The following is a 19,158-nucleotide window of genomic DNA, read 5'->3' on the forward strand; positions in this document are numbered from 1 at the left end:
CATATATCCATATCATGATTTCCCAGGGTGTGGTGCTTTGGGCCAGTAAAATCATTCCAATTATTTATAAATGCATCGTTTGCCTTTTGAGCACAGGATATGCTAATTAGATAAATGAAAATAAGTATTTTTAATGTTTCATCTAGATTTGTTTTGTGATGATTATGGGCGTTTACATCTGCGTAAAAGCAAGACTACAAGTGTATAGATTTCCTTTATCTTACCTTATAGGTGCTGTATATTATACTAATTCTTAAACCTGACTCAAGAAATTACTTAAATGACTTTCTCTTTATTTAAAGAGGAAGTGGAGTGTGTTGAATTCAACATATTCAGGTTAACTATGTTTCTCTAAAAAGAATATCAAATTTGTAAGTATGAAAATACAAGCTCATTCACCCGAAGAATATATCAATCAACTACCAGATGATAGAAAAGAAGCAGTTATTAAGTTACGTAAAGTTATTTTAGAGAATATTCCCGATGGTTTTAAGGAAGAGATTAGTTATGGTATGATCGGTTATGTAGTGCCGCATTCGTTGTATCCTGCAGGTTATCATTGCGACCCGAAGTTGCCGCTTCCGTTTACAAATATCGCATCGCAGAAGAATTTTGTGGCACTGTATCATTCAGGTATTTATGCAGATAAAGAAATACATGATTGGTTTGTGCAAGAATATCCAAAGCATTGTAAATATAAAATGGATATGGGTAAAAGCTGCGTGCGGTTTAAAAAGATGAATGATATCCCTTACGAACTCATTGCTCAATTGATGCAAAAAATGAGTTCGCAGGAATGGATTGATCTTTATGAAAAGAATATTAAACGCTAATGTTATTCAAACTCTAGTGTGAATTCCAATATTTCTGGTCGGTTTCCTAATCTTACAGGTGGTCCCCAGGTACCAAAACCAGTACTCACATAAAAGTGTGAATTACCTTTTTGCTTGTATCCTCTGCTAACTTCGAATAGTTTACTGGTGATATAGCCAAAAGGCCAAAGCTGACCATGGTGGGTATGTCCGCTAATCTGAAAGTCAATTCCTGCTTGTTGAGCTAGTTCTAGGTTATAGGGCTGATGATCTAGTAATATTAGAGGTTTAGAGTTGTCGATGTTTTCAACAAGCTCTTGCACTGTCTTTCGAGGCAGGTTAGTAAAAGCTGTTTTCTCTCTATCTTCTCGTCCTATAATATAAAAGCAACTGTCTATTAAAACGGACTCATCTCGTAAAATTTTAATATCGTGACTTTCTAAATAGTTAACCGCATTATCTGCACCTCCAATATATTCGTGGTTGCCAGTGGAAGCATAAACACCCAAAGGTGCTTTAAGTTCCAGTAGATTCTTGCCTAAATTTTGCTTAATCACTGGTTTTACATCCTCATCAACAACATCGCCTGCAAACAGAATGATATCTGGTTTTAAGCTGTTAATGGTTTTAACGAGTTTTCCAGTTTTTCGGGGACCTATAATTGTACCTAGATGAATATCGGAAGCAGCAACAATCTTTACACTTTTTCGCTCATTTCCGGGTTTGTTTATTTTAATAGTTTGTTTTACAATTTTTGGCGTCCAGGCATTTATATGTCCTATCACTACCGTAACTACAACAATCCCTGTTACTACATATGTAGTTATTAGTTTTACTTGTAGATAGCTGTCACCTAGTTTTTCGGGTAAAAAGTTGAGTGCTATATTACTCCATCTGATAATATCAATGGTAAAAATGAGTAAAACAAAATATAGCATTCCGGCAAACCAAAAAGCACCACTCCAGTGGATAAAGGATGAAACAGGAGAATACCAAGCTTTTTCGAGGAATCGGCCAACAGGATAAGCAAGAACCAAAAACAACATAACACCTCTTAAATATGGAATTAATTGTGGCATGGCTTCAAGGCCTTGTAAACCTCGTTTATAAATATAGAAGTTAACTAAAAAGTGTATTCCAAGTATGATTGAAAAGAAGATTATAAAGCGCATATTTTTCATTGTATAAATTGTATTTAACTCCAACTGTATTACAGCAGCTAAGTTCATAGAAATAACAAAGCGCTAATTTAAAAGTTTATAGTTTTATAGAGAATGGGATTGTAATAATTAGGGTAAAATGATAATTCAAACGGTGAATATTAGGCCTGAGCTGTAAAAACAAAAAATCCTCAAGAGCTCTCCTGAGGATTTTAGTTTTTATCATATGATTTTCCATTACTTCAAATACTCATCAAGCCATCTGAAGAACTCACGATGCCATAAAATTCCATTTTGAGGTGTTAATACCCAATGACTTTCTTCTGGGAAGTACAAAAAGCGTGCTGGCACATTTCTTAGTTGCGCGGTATTGTAGGCTCCCATGCCTTGTGTATATGGAATCCTAAAATCTTTTTCTCCATGGATTACTAAAATAGGAGTATCCCAATTAGCTACAAATTTGTGTGGTGAATTAGCATAGGTGTTTTGAGCCACCTTATTATCCTTTTCCCAATAAGCTCCTTTCATGTCCCAATTTACAAAGAACATCTCTTCTGTAGTTGAGTACATTTGTTCAAAATTAAAAATGCCGCAATGCGAGATAAAAGCTTTGAATCGTTTGTCATGATTCCCAGCTAACCAATAAACCGAGAATCCCCCGTAACTTGCACCAATAGCTCCTAATTTATTCTCATCCACAAATGGTTCTTTGGCTAATTCATCAATGGCACTTAGGTAATCTTTCATATTCTGTCCGCCATAATCTCCACTGATTTGCTCATTCCATTCTTGTCCAAAACCTGGTAGACCTCTGCGATTAGGAGCAACGATAATGTAATCGTTGGCTGCCATTAGCTGAAAGTTCCATCTTAAACTCCAATACTGACTAATAGTGGCTTGCGGGCCCCCTTGACAATATAGTAGGGTAGGGTATTTTTTATTCGGATCGAAATTTGGTGGGTAAATTACCCAAGTCTGCATTTTCTTATTGTCGGTAGTGGTAATCCATCTACTTTCAACCTTACCCATTTTTAGCTGTGCTAACACATCCTTATTTACTGTAGATAAAGCCTTGTCTTCGCCAGTCTCGGTATTTACAATAAATATTTCAGTAGGATGATTCATGGTGGTTTTGGTTGCTACCAATTGTTTACCAACAGGAAATACTGAATTGTAGTTTTGTTGTCCCTTTGTAATTTGTGCAATTTCTTCAGAACCAATATTTACATTGTATATTTGATATGGACCTAAGTGGTTACTCGTAAACCAAATCTTATCACTCTCTGAAGACCAAGCCAAGGCACCTGCATTTTGGTCGAAACCAAGCGTTAAATCTTTCTTTTCGCCAGTTGCCAAATCCATTAAAAATATTCTGTTTTTATCCGCTTCATAACCATCGCGTTCCATGCTTTCCCAAGCTAGGTATTTACCATCCGGAGAAAAAGTTGGATTTAAGTCGTACCCATACATACCCTCCGTTAGGTTGGTAGTTTCGTTGTTATCGGTATTAAATAAATAAATATCCGCATTGGTTGATGTAGCGTATTCTTTACCAGACAGTTTTTTACAACAATAGGCTAATTGTTTAGAATCCTTTGTCCAGGCTATCTGCTCAATTCCACCAAAGGGATTAAGTGGAGAATCAAACTTTTCACCTTCCATGATGTCCGTCGCACTTGTTATTAATCCGTTACTAGCATCAGTTATATAAACATGGCTGTACGAACCATCTTCCCAGTCATCCCAATGGCGATACATTAAGTCATCTTCTATGCGTGCGTTTGCATGAGGAAGGTCGGGGTACAAATCCTGAACATCTTCATCTAGTTTAACTTGAGCGGTATAAGCTAACTTTTTCATATCAGGAGAAAATACATATCCGGTTATTCCACCTTTAATGTTTGTAATCTGGCTTGTCTTAGAGGATTCTAGATGGAGTTTCCATAATTGCGTAGTTCCTGATTTTGAGGATAAATAGAAAATATCATCTCCGTTAGCAGAGTAACTAAGGCTGGATTCAGATTCTTTAGAATTGGTAATTTGAGTTGTTTCTGAACTAGCAATATTGGCTTTATATATGTCAGTGTAAGATTTGTTTTCCTTGATATCCGTATGTGCTACGGTATAAATAACATCTTTGCCATTCGGCGAAACGCAAACGTTTCCCACTCTGCCAAGTTGCCATATGAGTTCTGGCGTAAGCCTGTCTCCATTTAGTTTAAGATTATTATTGGTATAGCCAGATTCCGAACTAGTTGTATCGTCTGAATTACATCCTATTAATGCGAATAGGAATAATAGATAGAATAAATGTTTTTCCTTCATTTTATGAAATATTTTAATATTTGTTTTTAACTACTTTGAAGTGTTGAAATTACATATTTTTAAAGGATTAAATAATGACATCTTTCATTGCTTCAATGATGAAGTTCGCACAACGCCACATTCTTATCTATATTCATTACAAATAACGTTATTTTATAACCTATACTGCATACTAGTTGTATTGAATAAAACATAAAGTATGCAATGCATATTAATTTGGTATTAGATTATTTAACTCAATGGATGAATTGGTCAAGTTGTAGAGGTATAGTGAGTTAGTGTGTTTGTTTTATGCTTATTTATATCTTTTAGTATAACAATGGTTAGTTATTACAAGCTTAAGCTATTTATTTGAGCTTTGTATTAAGTTAATGACAGAAACAATTTTGATGTAATAAATAAAGAAGGCTCCATCGGTGGGCTAAACCTTTGTATTAACCTGTCGTAACATAAGCTTACTGAATAAATAATAATAGGACCTTATGAAGAAGTTGTCACTTTTTAAATCAAAATCAATAACGGGAAGAATAATTTCGGTGGTTTTGGTAATGATAACCATAATGGCATTATCAATAGCTGTTCCTTTTGGAGTTTTATCGTATAGAGCTCAATTAAAGAAGCTTGTTGCATTAGAACAATTGTTGAATAGAAACTACGACAGAGCTTTAAAGCATGAAGTGGAGACTACTTATAGCTTGATTGAGCAAGTTTACAATGAGTATATAAATACTAATGGTGAACAATCGGAAGAGGAGGCAAAGTTATTAGCTGCAAATTTAGTACGTGGATTAAGTTATGGCGAAGGAGGCTATTTTTGGATAGATACTAAAGATGGTACAAACGTGGTTTTGTTGGGCCTAGATGCTGAAGGAAAAAATAGGTACAATATGAAAGATGCCCATGGTAATAATTTTATTCAGGAGATTATTAAAAAAGGTGTGGATGGTGGTGGATATACGGAGTATTGGTTTCCTAAAAAAGGTGAGAATGAGGCTTTGCCCAAAAGGAGTTATTCTTTATATTTTGAACCGTTTAATTGGGTTGTTGGAACTGGTAACTATATAGATGACATTAAAAAACATGTAGACGAGGAAAGAGAAAGTGAAATGTCTCAATTACGAAACCTGCTAATGGTGATGGGTGTTGTTACTTTGTTGGTTTTAATACTTGCAACGTTAGCAGCTATTATTTTTGGTAGAAGCTTTTCAAGGCCGATTATAAAACTATCCGAAAAAACTAAAAAATTCTCAGAGGGTGAGTTAGATGTAGTTTTTACTAGAACTAGAAAAGATGAGTTGGGTACCTTACAAGAAGCCTTGGGTAATTCCGTGGGGAGATTGAGAGATGTAATAAGTGAGGTTATAGATGGTTCGCAAAATGTTGCTTCAGCGAGTTCGCAAATGAGTAATACTGCAGAGCATTTGTCTCAGGGTGCTAGTCGCCAAGCGGCATCTACCGAAGAGATATCATCTTCAGTGGAGGAAATGGCTGCTAATATTCAATCGAATACCGAAAATGCCAGAGTAACAGAAAAAACTTCGGTTGTAACAGAAGAGGGCATTAATTCACTGCAAAAGATTATGAAAGTGAATCTGGAGTCTATGCAGGATATTAGAGCTAAAACTAATATTATTAATGACATTGCAACGCAAACTAATTTATTGGCATTAAATGCGGCTGTGGAGGCAGCTAGAGCTGGTGAATATGGAAAAGGTTTTGCTGTAGTTGCAGCTGAAGTGCGTAAATTATCAGATAATACACAACGAGCAGCAACAGAAATTGATGAGTTAACCTCAAACAGTTTAGGATCTGTTGAGGAGTCTTGGCAAAACTTGGAAGAACTCTTGCCGGAGATTCAACAAACCGTTGAAAAGGTTCGTGAAATAAGTGTATCAAGTAAAGAACAAGATATAGGCGCAGGTCAAATTAATAATGCAGTGCAAGAGTTGGTAGGTATTACTTCACAAAACGCTGCTTCATCTGAAGAGCTAGCTTCTGGTTCAGAAGAACTAGCCCGTCAGGCAGATTTACTTAGTGAAACAATAAAGTTTTTTAAAATGAATAAGAAGTAGAACTTTCTAAATTAAATTCTTCTTCAGAGAATGTTTCAAGGTCGATTTCTTCTAGAATCGACCTTCCTTTTTCAAATTTGTTGCAAGTCCATTGCCAATCTTCTATAATTCTTAATTTACCGTTCGGTAGTAAATCAGGTGTCGAAGTGCATATTCCTGTAACTAGTTGATTGTTAATGTTTGTATGGTAGTATTGCATTTGTAAGTTACCATAGTGATCAGCACTGGCTTCTAAAAAACCAGATTTAATGGATCCTCCTTTATAGGTTGCAGTAACGGTACTCCCAGATTGTTTGTAGTAGAATACTGTATTTTCATCAGTATCGCCGTTTTCGGAGTTACTCCGCGTAATAAAAATTTTATTATCGTAGTTAATCATGAGCTAGGGTTTGATAAATTCGATAGAAAGATATGGTTTTTTATTTATAATATAAAAAATAGTAGATTAAATTTTCTTCTTTTTGTCCTCATTAACAAGAGAATATATGTATAGCCCTATGGCTAACCAAATGATGGAAAAGGCAATTATCTCATTTGTCTTAAAAGGTTCATTATACACAAATACACCTATTAAAAGCATTATAGTAGGTCCTAAATATTGAAAAAAGCCAACAGTGGTTAAGTTGATTAGCTTGGCCCCATTGGTGAACCAGTATAAAGGTAAAATAGTAATAATACCTGTTCCAATTAATAGCAAAATTGAAATTGAATCGTGAGATGTAAAACTCATTCCTCCATACATATGCATGTATACTTGATACCCTAAAGCAAATGGAAATAATACGGTGGTTTCAAATGTCAACGAAGGAAGTGTTTCTACTTTAGTCGTCTTTTTAATTAATCCATAAAAGCCAAAAGAAAAAGCAAGTACAAATGAGATGTAAGGAAAATATCCCAATTGAATGGTTAAGAATATAATGGCGCCAGATACTAATGCTAAAGCAATAATTTTCAGTTTGGTTAGTCGTTCTTTTAATATTACAACACCCAAAAAAACGTTAACCAGTGGAGTGATGTAATACCCTAGTCCAGCCTGAACAATTTTATCTGCATTTACGGCATAGATAAAAACGCCCCAGTTTACTGCAATTAAAGCAGCTGTAGTTAACAAGGCGTTTCTATGTTTTGAGTTAAGCCAAATTGTTTTGATTTGCGATTTTTTTGTAATAGCCAGAAAAGCAGTCAGCATTAAAAAGGACCAAATAATACGATGGGTAATAAGTTCCCAATCGCCTATGTGTTTTAATTGTTTCCAATAAACGGCCAATACACCCCACATTATAAAAGCTTGTATAACGTATATGTATCCTTTAATATTCGATTTACCTTTCATGGGTTCCTAATTAATTTGCTCTGGTTAAGTTGGTTTTATGGGTATATGGTACAAAAAAACCGGGTTAAAAAAACCCGGTTTAAATATTTTGTAAAAATATAAACTAGTTCTTTTGAATCGCTTCAATAATCTTTTGCTCCAGTTCATCCATTAGTTCAGGATTGTCTTTGATAACTGTTTTAACAGCTTCTCTACCTTGACCTAATTTAGTGTCGCCATAGCTAAACCATGAACCACTTTTCTTAATGATTTCATTGTCTACACCAAGGTCTAGTACTTCACCTACCTTAGAAATACCTTGACCATACATAATATCAAACTCAGCTTTTCTAAACGGAGGAGCAACTTTGTTTTTCACAACTTTAACTCTAGTGTGGTTACCAACAACATCCTCACCATCTTTAATTTGAGAAGCTCTACGGATATCTAATCTTATAGAAGCGTAAAATTTGAGCGCATTACCTCCAGTTGTAGTTTCAGGATTTCCGAACATAACACCAATCTTTTCTCTTAACTGGTTAATGAAGACGCAACAAGTATTGGTTTTATTTATAGAGGAGGTAAGCTTTCTTAAGGCCTGAGACATTAATCTCGCCTGAAGTCCCATTCTTGAATCTCCCATTTCACCTTCAATCTCTGCTTTAGGCGTAAGTGCAGCAACAGAATCGACAACAATAATATCAATGGCAGAAGAACGAATTAACTGATCCGCAATTTCAAGCGCTTGCTCACCATTATCGGGTTGCGAAATAAGTAAGTTTTCAATATCTACGCCCAGCTTCTCAGCATAAAACCTATCAAAGGCATGTTCTGCATCAATAAATGCAGCAATACCTCCTGCTTTTTGCGCTTCTGCAATTGCATGAATAGCTAAAGTTGTTTTACCTGACGATTCAGGTCCATAAATTTCAATAACACGTCCTTTAGGGAATCCACCCACTCCCAAAGCTAAATCTAATGAAAGCGAACCTGTAGGGATAACTGGAATATCTTCTATTGCTTCATCACCCATTTTCATGATGGTACCTTTACCATAGGCCTTATCAATCTTATCCATGGTGAGCTGAAGCGCTTTTAACTTTTCCTTATTTACTTCTTGTTTATCTGCCATTTTTATATCTTAATTTATTTCTAATTCGGTATATATTTGGTTTGTATGATCTTTCGTTTTTACCTTTTCAATAATCTTTTCAATGATACCTTCCTCATTAATAATAAATGTCTTTCTTAAAACGCCCATATACTCACGCCCATACATCTTTTTTAGGCCCCAAGCATTGTATTGTTCAAGAATAACTTTTTCAGTATCTGCAATCAGGTTAAACTGAAGGTCGTGTTTGGCTATGAATTTAAGATGCGAAGCAGCACTATCTGGGCTTACCCCAATAACTTCAAACCCTTTCTCTGTCAGTTCGCTATAACTATCGTTTAAATTACACGACTCAGCGGTACAACCCGGGGTGCTATCCTTAGGGTAAAAATATAAGATTACTTTTTTTCCTTTATAATCACTTAAGGATATGGTTTTATCGTCTTGATTTAATCCTAAGAAAATAGGAGCTTGATCTCCTTCTTTTAAAATTGCCATCTTATTTTTAATTTTTCGGTTACAAATATATTCCTTAAAAACTATTTATTGACCGATAGGTTCAAAAGAGTTATGAACAACTCCTGTATTTGAAATTAAATATAGATAGTTTGTGCTTATTATTGTGATAAATAATAAATTATTTTAAATGCTTAAAGCTATACATGAGTGCTTTAATATTGTTGTGAAATTTAATTGTTGGCTTTATAAGTAGGTAATTAACCTTATATTTTTAATTTTGGACATGTTTTTAATGGAATTGTTTTATATATAGTTATGGTAAAGTATTTACGTACAGTATTATTTGTGCTACTTATTTTTGTAGTTGGGAGTTTTTCTGTATTGGTAGGGCAGGAGCAAAATTATACACCTAAAAAAGGTATTGAATATATTAAGGCTGAGGATTATAAAAATGCAGAGTTTGTATATCAGCATCTATTAAAAAAGTATCCAAAGGATGCTGCTTATAATTTTTATATGGGAATTTGTCTGCTTTATAATAAAGGAGATATTTCTCAATCTATAAAAATGCTGAACTACGCCCGCGTTAAAAGGGTAAGCCGTAAAGTGCATTTTTATTTGGGTAGAGCGCATCAGTTGGCTTTTCATTTCGATGAGGCTGTAGCTAATCTTGAAACCTATTTAAAAACTGCAAGGCCAACGGATAAGCAACTTAGTGATGCAAAATATTATTTAGAGCTGAGTAAAAATGCCCAAAGAATTTCTTCAAAGATTTATGAATTAGAGGTGTTGGCAAAATCATCTACTACAAAAGATAATATATTAGATTTATATCAGCCTATTGAGGATGTGGGTAAGTTGTATAAAAATGGAGATTTCTTCGAGTCAGGCGTAAATCCAAACCATGTAATGTTTGAAACAGAACGAGGCGATGTGGTATACTTCTCGATGGAAACGAGTGATGAGGATACCTTGAGCATCTTTAAAATGGAAAAACTTTTAGATGGCTGGGGAGATAGTAAAAGCCTTGGTTCTCCTGTTAATTCTGAGTACAACGATGCTTATCCATTTATGGAAACGGATGGACTTACGTTCTATTTTGCTTCTGACCGTCCAGGTGGATTTGGTGGATATGACATATATAAAATATTCTACGACAGTGAAACGCAGGAGTTTTTGGAGCCGATAAATATGGGTGTTCCGTTTAATTCTCCAGAGGATGATTTTATGTTTGTGTCGGATGAATATAGTGAGGTGGCTTGGTTTGCTTCCAATAGAGAAACTACTGGGGATACCGTATTAGTTTATACGGTTAAGTGGGATGGCCATCAGGTTCGTAATATGGCAGACGATGCAAATCAAATAGCAGATGCTGGTAAATTAACCGTTGGCGGAGCAAGTAGTGCAGGTATTCAAAATAACGCGATAAATAGCAATCGCGATAGTCAACGTACAAGAAAAAAGTCAGGTTTATTTTCATTTGCCTTAAATGATACTTTGGTTTATACGGATTTTGATGAGTTTTTAGATGAAGAGGCCAAAGAGTTATATCGATTAGGTTATCAGCTGCAGCTTAAAAAGGATAGTTTATCTTCATTAATGAAAGCCAGAAGGGTGGATTATAGCAGGGTAAGCAATGAAACGGAAAGAAATGATATTGTAAATGAGATTTTACTATTAGAGAATAAAGTATACAGTTTAGAGGATCAAATTCAAGAGAAGTACTTGTATGCCCGCCAGAAAGAACTCAACGAAATACAAAATAGAATTAACTCAGGCAGTTATCATGCTGCTGTAAAACAAAATTCGGATGCTCCTAAAGCACTTAACTTAGAAGGTGTTTTTATTCCCGAGAAGTACGTATTTCATTCATCGGATGAGTTTGAGCGTTATTATGCCAAACAAGAAGATGTGTATGAAGCTTTATTTTCGGCCAACGACATTGTATCCTTAAAATATGCAGATTCTTTATATGTATGGGCCAATATTTTAAATCTTGAATCATCTAGGCTGTTGGAGCAATCGGCTAATGTAGAAGAAATAGAACCAATTAAATTAGGTAATTTATTAAATGGTAATAAAGATGAGGAGCCTGAAGAGCCTACTTCTAATGATATGATTAAGGAGTCGAAGGAACTGAAACTATTATCCAATAGAATTTACCATAAAGCTTTAGATAAAAAGTATCCGATCTATTATTTAAAACTGAAGGATGTTTCGAGGAATTTAAATGAGGAGAATAGTAAAGATATATTATTGAATGCCCAACAAGGGAACGCTTTATATAGAGAATCGAAGGACTTATTAAGCGGTATGGCTGGATTAAGTTTAGAATCCTATGAAAAATCGGGAACGCTTAAAAAAGCAGGGGTAGAAAAACAAGAAAAAGCATTACGCATCTATTACAATTTAGATAAAGAGGGATTGGTAAGTAGTGAAGTGACTGCTGTTGAAGAAACAGCTGGAGTTGTGCAGAAATCGTATGCAGAGTTGCAAAAAGGTGAAGAGGCTTTTGTTCCAGAAGAGAAAGAGGTAAGTGAATTTGTAGAAGAACCTGTTGCGGAGGTTGTAGCAGAAAAAGAGCTTAGCTCAGCTAGTGTTTATAAGGTTCAAATTGGCGTTTTCAGAAACCCACCTAAAAAGGAGGCTTTAGATAATATACCCCCAGTGAGTAAAGAAGTGCTTGAGGGGAGAGGGTTGACTAAATATTTTTCGGGTAATTATAAAACCTATAAAGAAGCTCAAAATGCCATCCCTTCAATTGTAAATGCTGGATTTGCAGGTGCTTTTGTGGTATATTTTCAGGATGGTAAAATTAGTGCCATACCTAAATAGGGTATTGGTTTAATGGTATTTATCAATACTATGGTTATTCTTTTAAAACTTTCGGAAATAGAGCTGCTTTTTAATAATAAAAGTGCTATTTTGGGTAACATAAATTTTTGACAAATGGAAGCTTTTGGAAAACAATGGGAAAGTGAACATCTCCATAAGGGAAATGGAAATCAGAAGATGCTTGTTTTATTTAATGATGATATAAATTCATTTGATTATGTAATAGATACTTTATGCAGTATTTGTGAGCATGATGATATACAGGCAGAACAATGTGCTTTTTTAACTCACTTTAGAGGACAGTGTCAGATAAAAGTGGGTGATTTGGACGAGTTGGTTTCCATAAGAGAACGATTATTAAATAAAAATCTCACGGTTTCTTTATACTAATATTTTATGACTACTGTTGTTATTATTCTTCTAATATTATTAGGATTATTTCTTCTTATTCTTGAATTCTTTGCCTTACCTGGAGTAACCTTTGCAGGCCTCGGTGGAGCATTGTTTGTAGGAGTAGCTATCTTTATGTCGTATCGAGAGTTTGGTGCGGTAGGCGGAAATATTACCATGGCTGGTACTTTAACAATTACTGTATTGGTTATTGTTTGGTCTTTAAGGTCGGGTACGTGGAAAAAGCTGATGCTTGATTCATCTATAGATGGGCAAGTGGAAGTGAAAGATGATAATGCAGTTAAAGTGGGAGATGAAGCCCTTGCAGTTACTCGTTTAAATCCAGTTGGAAAGGCAAGTGTAAATGATATAATTATAGAAGCGAGATGTCCTGGGCATTTTGTGGATGAAAACACCACGCTTGAAGTAATGAAAGTTTTTAAAACTTATATAATAGTTAAACCTAAAAGTTAATTTTACATGGAAAGTTTAGGATTTTTTGGCCTATTGGCAGTCATTATTGTACTGTTCTTCTTATTTCTTTATTATGTACCCATTCTACTATGGTTCTCGGCTTTAGTATCAGGAGTACGAATTTCACTCATTCAGTTGGTGTTAATGCGCGTGCGTAAAGTACCACCATCAGTTATTGTACGTGCTTTAATTGAGGCGAACAAGGCAGGATTAAAGGATGTTCAGCGTGATGAGCTTGAAGCTCACTATTTAGCCGGAGGACACATAACAAGTGTTGTTCATGCGCTCGTATCTGCAGCAAAGGCAAATATCGATCTATCGTTTCAAATGGCAACAGCTATTGATTTGGCGGGACGTGATGTGTTTGAGGCTGTACAAATGTCGGTTAATCCTAAAGTAATTGATACGCCACCTGTAGCTGCAGTAGCAAAAGATGGTATTCAGTTAATTGCTAAAGCAAGGGTTACGGTACGCGCAAGTATTAAACAACTTGTTGGGGGTGCTGGAGAAGAAACTGTATTGGCTCGTGTAGGAGAAGGTATTGTATCTTCTATTGGTTCTTCAATGTCGCATAAGGCGGTTTTAGAGAATCCTGATTCAATTTCTAAAGTAGTATTGGAAAAAGGATTAGATGCAGGAACTGCTTTTGAAATATTATCTATTGATATTGCCGATGTTGATATAGGTAAAAATATTGGTGCGGTACTTCAAATAGATCAAGCTGAGGCTGATAAAAACATTGCGCAAGCAAAAGCAGAGGAAAGAAGAGCTATGGCTGTTGCTGAAGAGCAAGAGATGAAAGCAAAAGCACAAGAAGCAAGAGCAAAAGTTATTGAGGCAGAAGCTGAGGTACCTTTAGCCATGGCAGATGCATTTAGAAATGGTAATTTAGGTGTGATGGATTATTTAAAAATAAAAAATGTTGAAGCAGATACTTCAATGAGAGATTCAATTTCGAAGACTCCACCCGAAAAACCAAATAAAAAATAAAAATAATTGGAGCACGTAAGTGCTCCTTTTTTTTTGTGCTCCAATCCGTTACATATATCGAACAAAAAAAAGCTATTTTTTAGCGCTATTTTTTTTCTCAAAACTATTGCAGCATTAAAACATTTTCCTACATTTGCACTCGCAATAACGGAATATGTATTGCGCACAGAGCTTGAGAAGTCAGGCATTCTGATAGTATTGGAGAGGTGGGTGAGTGGCTGAAACCACATGTTTGCTAAACATGCGTACTGGGAAACTGGTACCGGGGGTTCGAATCCCCCTCTCTCCGCATTTTATTGAAATCAAAGAAAAACATCACGGGGTGTAGCGCAGTCCGGTTAGCGCACCTGGTTTGGGACCAGGGGGTCGGGAGTTCGAATCTCTCCACCCCGACTGATTTTTTCAATGATTTTTTAACCGTTTCGGGGTGTAGCGCAGTCCGGTTAGCGCACCTGGTTTGGGACCAGGGGGTCGGGAGTTCGAATCTCTCCACCCCGACATTAAAAGAGATTAAGAATATTAAAAGCTTGTAAACTTTATGGTTTACAAGCTTTTTTGTTTTTTATCAAACTAGTTTAAACCAATGTAAATCATATTTGAGGTGTAACTTGAGTGTAACTATTATTTATTATACCTTGGTCACACTTAAAGGTAAAATTGAATTGCCATCGATTTTTACCGATAATTGCACGAAGTGTAACTGCCATTGATTTTGATTGATTTTGATTGTGAAAAATAGGCTTCAGGTGTAACCTGATGTCTGTATTATTTATTAACCACAATTAATAACAACGTCATGTCAAACAATCAATTACTGTATGTAAAGTTCTTTTTAAGAACGACAAAAAAGAGTCCTGAGATGGGTATGGTGTACCTTAGAATCTCTTATAACACCAAGCGTGTTGATTTTACATTTAATCATCGGGTTAAAGTTTCATCCTGGGATTCAAAAAATGATCTGGTTAAATCTTCAGAAAAAGATTATTTAAGAATTAACAGGGCAATTACATCTGCCCGAACTAAAATCCTTGGAATTTATGAGAGACTTAGATATGAAGAAAAGCTTATTACCCCTGAAATTCTTAAGAAGCTATATTTAGGAAATAAAGAGGAAAGTAAAACTCTTCTTTATCTTATGGATTACCATAATGAATCGCAGGCAAGCGTTTTAAGTTATGGAACCCTAAAGAATTATTTTACTACACAGAAGTATTTGGCTAAGTACTTGAACAATGTAAAGCGTGTTGATGATATTTATCTTCAAGATTTGAATTATCAATTCATAACCGAGTTTGATGCTTATTTACGCAATTATAAACCGCTAGATCATCATAAGCCATTAACGAATAATGGCATTATGAAACACCTGGAAAGATTAAGAAAAGTGACTTCTATGGCTGTTAGATTAGAGTGGTTAGAAAAGGATCCGTTTGAGAAGTATAAATTTTCGTTTACTAAAGTGGATAGAGAATATCTAACGGAAAAAGAACTGGATATCCTGAAGAATCGAACATTCTCTATAGAACGGCTTCAATATGTTAAGGATTTATTTGTATTCTCCTGTTATGCTGGACTTTCTTATATCGATGTACAGCAACTGAAACAAGATAATTTAATTCTCGGCATTGACGGTGAATACTGGATTCAAACGGTAAGGCAAAAGACCGAAATGGTGGTTAACATTCCAATTTTGCCGGTTGCATTAGGAATAATCAATAAGTATAAGGACCATCCCAGGGCTATACATAATGGCACTGTATTTCCCAAACTATCCAATCAAAAGCTAAACAGTTATTTAAAGGAGGTTGCTGATATATGTGGAATTAAGAAAGTGCTAACTTTCCATATAGCCAGGCATACTTTTGCAACTACGGTAACATTAAGTAATGGCGTACCTATTGAAACTGTTAGTAAGGTTTTAGGTCATTCGAACTTATCTACGACCATGATTTACGCGAGAGTTCTTAAGAATAAGATTAGTGAAGATATGAATACTTTAAAAGCCACTCTACAAGAAAAAGAAAGTAAGCCCATTAAGCGAAAGAAGTACAATACATAAAATTCGAACAAATACAATTAATATTTTATTCTGTTGGTAAAGTTTTTGTTGTTAAAGCGATATTATTTAATACAAAACAACCTAAACGAATGCCATACCTATTTAAGAAATTTGAAAGGGTTGTTCAATTGCTGAACAATCCTTCTAAATACACCGACTTACACCAAATCGAGGCGCTTGTAGGGCAAGAACTTACCCAAATTATTGAAGAAGAGTTAATATATGAGCAAGAGCTTCTTCAGATAGTAGCTTCCGGTAAGAATCCCAAATCCATCAAGCATACCATAAGAATAAACCAAATAGGTATTATTCGAATAATGGATACGCTTGAAAAATCGTTAGCAAGGTTTAATAATGAATCTTTAAAGGTTCTGGTAAACCATGTGATTGATATTTTGGTTAATGCATTGCATTTTATTTGTCAGCAATTAAAGCCATATATGGATAAGCAACAGGTTATTCCACAGGTGTTGTATAATAAATTTAAGCAAAAGTTATGTGAGCAGCTTCCATGCTTTGAGAGATACAGCCAGAGTTTATATGACTTAAAAGCAATTTATCATCCATATTTAAAGATTGCAGGATCTATTGATAATAATTACACCTTTGGCAAAATATGTTATCTGGAAAACACATTATTAAAACTAAATGAATGTTTGAGTAGGTATGGATGCTCAATTGAACTCCTAAGATTTACGGTATCATATAATTTAAACTCAAAAAGTGTATTTGATTGTATAATATCATTTATCAAAGAGAGGTTGGGCGCAAATAGTAACAAATCAGATAGAATACGGAGATTAAGATATTTGGTTAAGATGGTGTCTCAGGTTGTTGAGATAGATGCAGAAGGACTGAACAAAGAGAGGTCTTCATTAAAGAAGTTAATTGTTAACTGGTTAAAAAAGGAAATAGGTTATTAAGATTATGAGTATCGTGTTTATGAGGAAGAAGTCGTTGTTCAGCCAATCACTCCTAAACAAGGAGTAGAATCTAAGATTAAAACCAGCATTTCTGTTGGTCAGATAGCTTGTATATTGCGTCAAATGATTAAAACCAATATTGTTGTAACTAAAAACCAAAAAGAAACCATTAGAAAGGTTGCAGAAGTTTTCTCCTCAAAAGAAAGTGAAAATGACTCGCCCAAAAGCTTGCATATATTACAGCATAGATATGGCCTCTTTGGATGCTACGAAAGAAATATTCATGAAACTATTAAGAGGATTATCTAAACATTACAAAACTTAGTTGATTTTCACCTGTAAAAGTCCTTATTATATCCTCTTTTTATAAGCTTTTTAAAAAATATTTCAGTTGTAATGGGTTGGTAATCATAGGGGTGGTTTGGGGTGGTTCAACCCCTAACCACTGTTTTGGTATTGTTTTTCTACTTTCCTTTGTGTCATATCAATGTCAATCAAAAATTATGGCAACAGAGATTATTACAACAGATGATTTACGAGAGTTTAAAATTGAACTTTTAGAAGACATTGAAAAGCTACTAAAAAAGACAGCAGGTAATCAGCAGAAGAAGTGGTTAAAGTCCTATGAAGTTAGAGAATTGCTTAATATTTCTCCTGGTGCATTACAGCACTTGAGAGTTAGTGGAACATTACCCTATACAAAAATAGGAGGAACCATCTACTACGATTATGGAGATATCCAGGATATGATTTCAGAAAACAAAATCCAGTAGGAAAATGAAAAACTATGAACTACATCAAGCACCAAACCAATGTGTTTGCTTTGATGGATCAGGTTAAAAGCATTAAAGCTTATCACATTAGTTTATACCTGGCGCTTTTTAGGATGTGGAATGCAAACCGTTTTAAGAATCCAATTAGTATTTCCAGAAGTGAAACCATGCAAATGGCCCGAATAGGTTCGCCAAATACCTATGTGCAAGCGCTTAAAGATCTGCATCAATACGAATTTATTCGTTACGATCCATCCTATGATAAAACCAAAGGAAGTCTGATTATCCTGTACAGATTTGATACTATATCCTGTACACCTTTAGTATCAAAAATGAGCCCTTCTATAAACATACAAACAATACACTCTATAGAAGAGGATGAAAATTTAATTTCTAAACAAGAAAAAGAAGAAACTATGAAAGCGAAATCAAAATTCAATGCTCCGCCATTGGAACACATCAAAATCTACTTTCAGCAAAAGGGACATTCCGAAACCGAGGCCGAACGATTTTTCAATTATTACGAAAGCAATGGATGGCTTGTTGGCGGAAAATCCAAAATGAAAGATTGGAAAGCTGCAGCACGAAACTGGATGCTCAATATCGAAAAGTTTCAAACCTCATCGTCAAAACCAGCAAGCGAGAAATCAAATATAAAGAAAGTATCTCAACCGGAATACAACAAACCATTTTCCGGAAAGGACTATAACGAACCCTTGTAAATCTTTACCACATGTTTTACACCATCCAAAACAACCAGATTATTTACAACTTCCAAAAGAGCCTGGAATTTATCACCAGGAAAGGCGAGGAGTTGTATGGACAACATTTCAAACTGCTCCCGGAGGATTTACCAATTATCCGCAAACTCTTTGCATATGTTATCCGTGATGAGGAAAATTGTAAGCTACATGATTTAGACATGAGAAAAGGGATGATGCTAAGTGGCCCCATTGGAGCCGGTAAAACTTCCCTGATGCATCTAATGCGATTGATTGTTCCGGAACCGCAAGGATACCAGATTAAATCCTGCAGGGATGTAAGTTTTGAGTTTCATAAAGACGGTTACGATGTAATCCAGCGCTATAGCAGGAGAAGCCTGAAGTTTATCCATGGTCAAAAGAAAATGCAAACCGTTTGTTTTGATGACTTGGGCGCAGAACAAACCCTCAAACACTTCGGCAATAAGTGCAATGTGCTTTCAGAAATCTTATTGTCCAGATATGATTTGTTTATCACAGATAACCTCATCACCCATGTGACCACCAACCTGAATGCAACTGAAATAGAAGAGCAATATGGAGCCCGCGTAAGAAGCCGACTAAGAGAAATGATGAATATGATTTCCTTTCCGGATGAGGCAAAGGACAAACGCAAATAACTTAAACAAAAGCAGATGAAACGAACATGAAAAATCGGCATCCAATTTTTTACATGTGGATGATTAGATTTTTCTTGAGAGT

General features: G+C 35.2%; 18 protein-coding genes and 3 tRNA genes. 15 read left to right on the forward strand and 6 right to left on the reverse strand.

What is annotated here, in order from left to right:
* Window positions 1–377: 377 nt before the first annotated feature.
* Window positions 378–833 carry a DUF1801 domain-containing protein gene (locus tag A8L32_RS01035; protein ID WP_075589841.1) on the forward strand — a complete coding sequence of 152 codons (456 nt, stop codon included), beginning with the start codon at window positions 378–380 and terminating at the stop codon, window positions 831–833.
* Window positions 834–835: 2 nt separating this feature from the next.
* Here the strand turns inward: A8L32_RS01035 and A8L32_RS01040 are convergent, their stop codons facing one another.
* Both A8L32_RS01040 and A8L32_RS01045 read right to left on the reverse strand, forming a co-directional pair.
* Window positions 836–1,984 (reverse strand): metallophosphoesterase, encoded by a 1,149-nt coding sequence (locus tag A8L32_RS01040; protein WP_233145438.1) that lies wholly within the window; start codon window positions 1,982–1,984, stop codon window positions 836–838.
* A 225-nt stretch (window positions 1,985–2,209) separates the two neighbouring features.
* Complete coding sequence (locus A8L32_RS01045) at window positions 2,210–4,297, reverse strand: S9 family peptidase (protein ID WP_075589842.1); 2,088 nt, start codon at window positions 4,295–4,297, stop codon at window positions 2,210–2,212.
* Window positions 4,298–4,779: 482 nt separating this feature from the next.
* Between A8L32_RS01045 and A8L32_RS01050 the strand changes: the two genes are divergently transcribed.
* Window positions 4,780–6,369: a methyl-accepting chemotaxis protein gene (locus A8L32_RS01050; protein ID WP_075589843.1), complete on the forward strand. Its 1,590-nt coding sequence runs from the start codon at window positions 4,780–4,782 to the stop codon at window positions 6,367–6,369.
* Here A8L32_RS01050 and A8L32_RS01055 read toward each other — a convergent pair.
* From A8L32_RS01055 to bcp, 4 genes are all read right to left on the reverse strand, one after another.
* Window positions 6,350–6,748, reverse strand: a complete 399-nt coding sequence (locus tag A8L32_RS01055) for a n-acetylglutamate synthase (RefSeq protein WP_198931711.1) — start codon at window positions 6,746–6,748, stop codon at window positions 6,350–6,352. The genes A8L32_RS01050 and A8L32_RS01055 overlap by 20 nt on opposite strands.
* A 66-nt stretch (window positions 6,749–6,814) precedes the next feature.
* Entirely contained in the window at window positions 6,815–7,702 is an 888-nt protein-coding gene (gene rarD / locus A8L32_RS01060; protein WP_075589844.1) for an EamA family transporter RarD, read from the reverse strand.
* A 103-nt stretch (window positions 7,703–7,805) separates the two neighbouring features.
* Window positions 7,806–8,813: a recombinase RecA gene (gene recA / locus A8L32_RS01065; RefSeq protein ID WP_075589845.1), complete on the reverse strand. Its 1,008-nt coding sequence runs from the start codon at window positions 8,811–8,813 to the stop codon at window positions 7,806–7,808.
* A 9-nt stretch (window positions 8,814–8,822) separates the two neighbouring features.
* Complete coding sequence (gene bcp, locus A8L32_RS01070; RefSeq protein WP_075589846.1) at window positions 8,823–9,290, reverse strand: thioredoxin-dependent thiol peroxidase; 468 nt, start codon at window positions 9,288–9,290, stop codon at window positions 8,823–8,825.
* A gap of 276 nt (window positions 9,291–9,566) precedes the next feature.
* On the opposite strand from bcp, the gene A8L32_RS01075 reads away from it, so the two are divergent.
* The 13 genes from A8L32_RS01075 to A8L32_RS01135 all read left to right on the forward strand — a co-directional run bounded on the left by A8L32_RS01075 (window position 9,567) and on the right by A8L32_RS01135 (window position 19,076).
* Window positions 9,567–12,086 (forward strand): PD40 domain-containing protein, encoded by a 2,520-nt coding sequence (locus tag A8L32_RS01075; RefSeq protein ID WP_075589847.1) that lies wholly within the window; start codon window positions 9,567–9,569, stop codon window positions 12,084–12,086.
* Between the two features lie 114 nt (window positions 12,087–12,200).
* Entirely contained in the window at window positions 12,201–12,476 is a 276-nt protein-coding gene (locus A8L32_RS01080; protein WP_075589848.1) for an ATP-dependent Clp protease adaptor ClpS, read from the forward strand.
* A 6-nt stretch (window positions 12,477–12,482) separates the two neighbouring features.
* Window positions 12,483–12,950: an NfeD family protein gene (locus A8L32_RS01085; RefSeq protein ID WP_075589849.1), complete on the forward strand. Its 468-nt coding sequence runs from the start codon at window positions 12,483–12,485 to the stop codon at window positions 12,948–12,950.
* A gap of 6 nt (window positions 12,951–12,956) precedes the next feature.
* The gene (gene floA, locus A8L32_RS01090; protein ID WP_075589850.1) at window positions 12,957–13,940 is read left to right on the forward strand and encodes a flotillin-like protein FloA; all 984 of its coding nucleotides are present in this window, start codon (window positions 12,957–12,959) and stop codon (window positions 13,938–13,940) included.
* A 200-nt stretch (window positions 13,941–14,140) separates the two neighbouring features.
* Window positions 14,141–14,229, forward strand: a tRNA-Ser gene (locus tag A8L32_RS01095).
* A gap of 29 nt (window positions 14,230–14,258) precedes the next feature.
* Window positions 14,259–14,333, forward strand: a tRNA-Pro gene (locus tag A8L32_RS01100).
* Window positions 14,334–14,363: 30 nt separating this feature from the next.
* Window positions 14,364–14,438, forward strand: a tRNA-Pro gene (locus A8L32_RS01105).
* A gap of 298 nt (window positions 14,439–14,736) precedes the next feature.
* Window positions 14,737–15,999: a site-specific integrase gene (locus A8L32_RS01110; RefSeq protein WP_075589851.1), complete on the forward strand. Its 1,263-nt coding sequence runs from the start codon at window positions 14,737–14,739 to the stop codon at window positions 15,997–15,999.
* An 89-nt stretch (window positions 16,000–16,088) separates the two neighbouring features.
* The gene (locus tag A8L32_RS01115; RefSeq protein WP_075589852.1) at window positions 16,089–16,922 is read left to right on the forward strand and encodes a hypothetical protein; all 834 of its coding nucleotides are present in this window, start codon (window positions 16,089–16,091) and stop codon (window positions 16,920–16,922) included.
* Between the two features lie 123 nt (window positions 16,923–17,045).
* On the forward strand, window positions 17,046–17,231 hold the full coding sequence (locus A8L32_RS01120; RefSeq protein WP_075589853.1) for a hypothetical protein: 186 nt from the start codon (window positions 17,046–17,048) through the stop codon (window positions 17,229–17,231).
* 194 nt (window positions 17,232–17,425) lie between these two features.
* Complete coding sequence (locus tag A8L32_RS01125; RefSeq protein WP_075589854.1) at window positions 17,426–17,695, forward strand: helix-turn-helix domain-containing protein; 270 nt, start codon at window positions 17,426–17,428, stop codon at window positions 17,693–17,695.
* A 14-nt stretch (window positions 17,696–17,709) separates the two neighbouring features.
* Complete coding sequence (locus tag A8L32_RS01130) at window positions 17,710–18,417, forward strand: hypothetical protein (protein WP_075589855.1); 708 nt, start codon at window positions 17,710–17,712, stop codon at window positions 18,415–18,417.
* A gap of 11 nt (window positions 18,418–18,428) precedes the next feature.
* Window positions 18,429–19,076 carry a P-loop NTPase family protein gene (locus tag A8L32_RS01135; protein WP_075589856.1) on the forward strand — a complete coding sequence of 216 codons (648 nt, stop codon included), beginning with the start codon at window positions 18,429–18,431 and terminating at the stop codon, window positions 19,074–19,076.
* Window positions 19,077–19,158: the final 82 nt, after the last annotated feature.

Source organism: Labilibacter marinus, from assembly GCF_001659685.2.
GTDB lineage: Bacteria > Bacteroidota > Bacteroidia > Bacteroidales > Marinilabiliaceae > Saccharicrinis > Saccharicrinis marinus.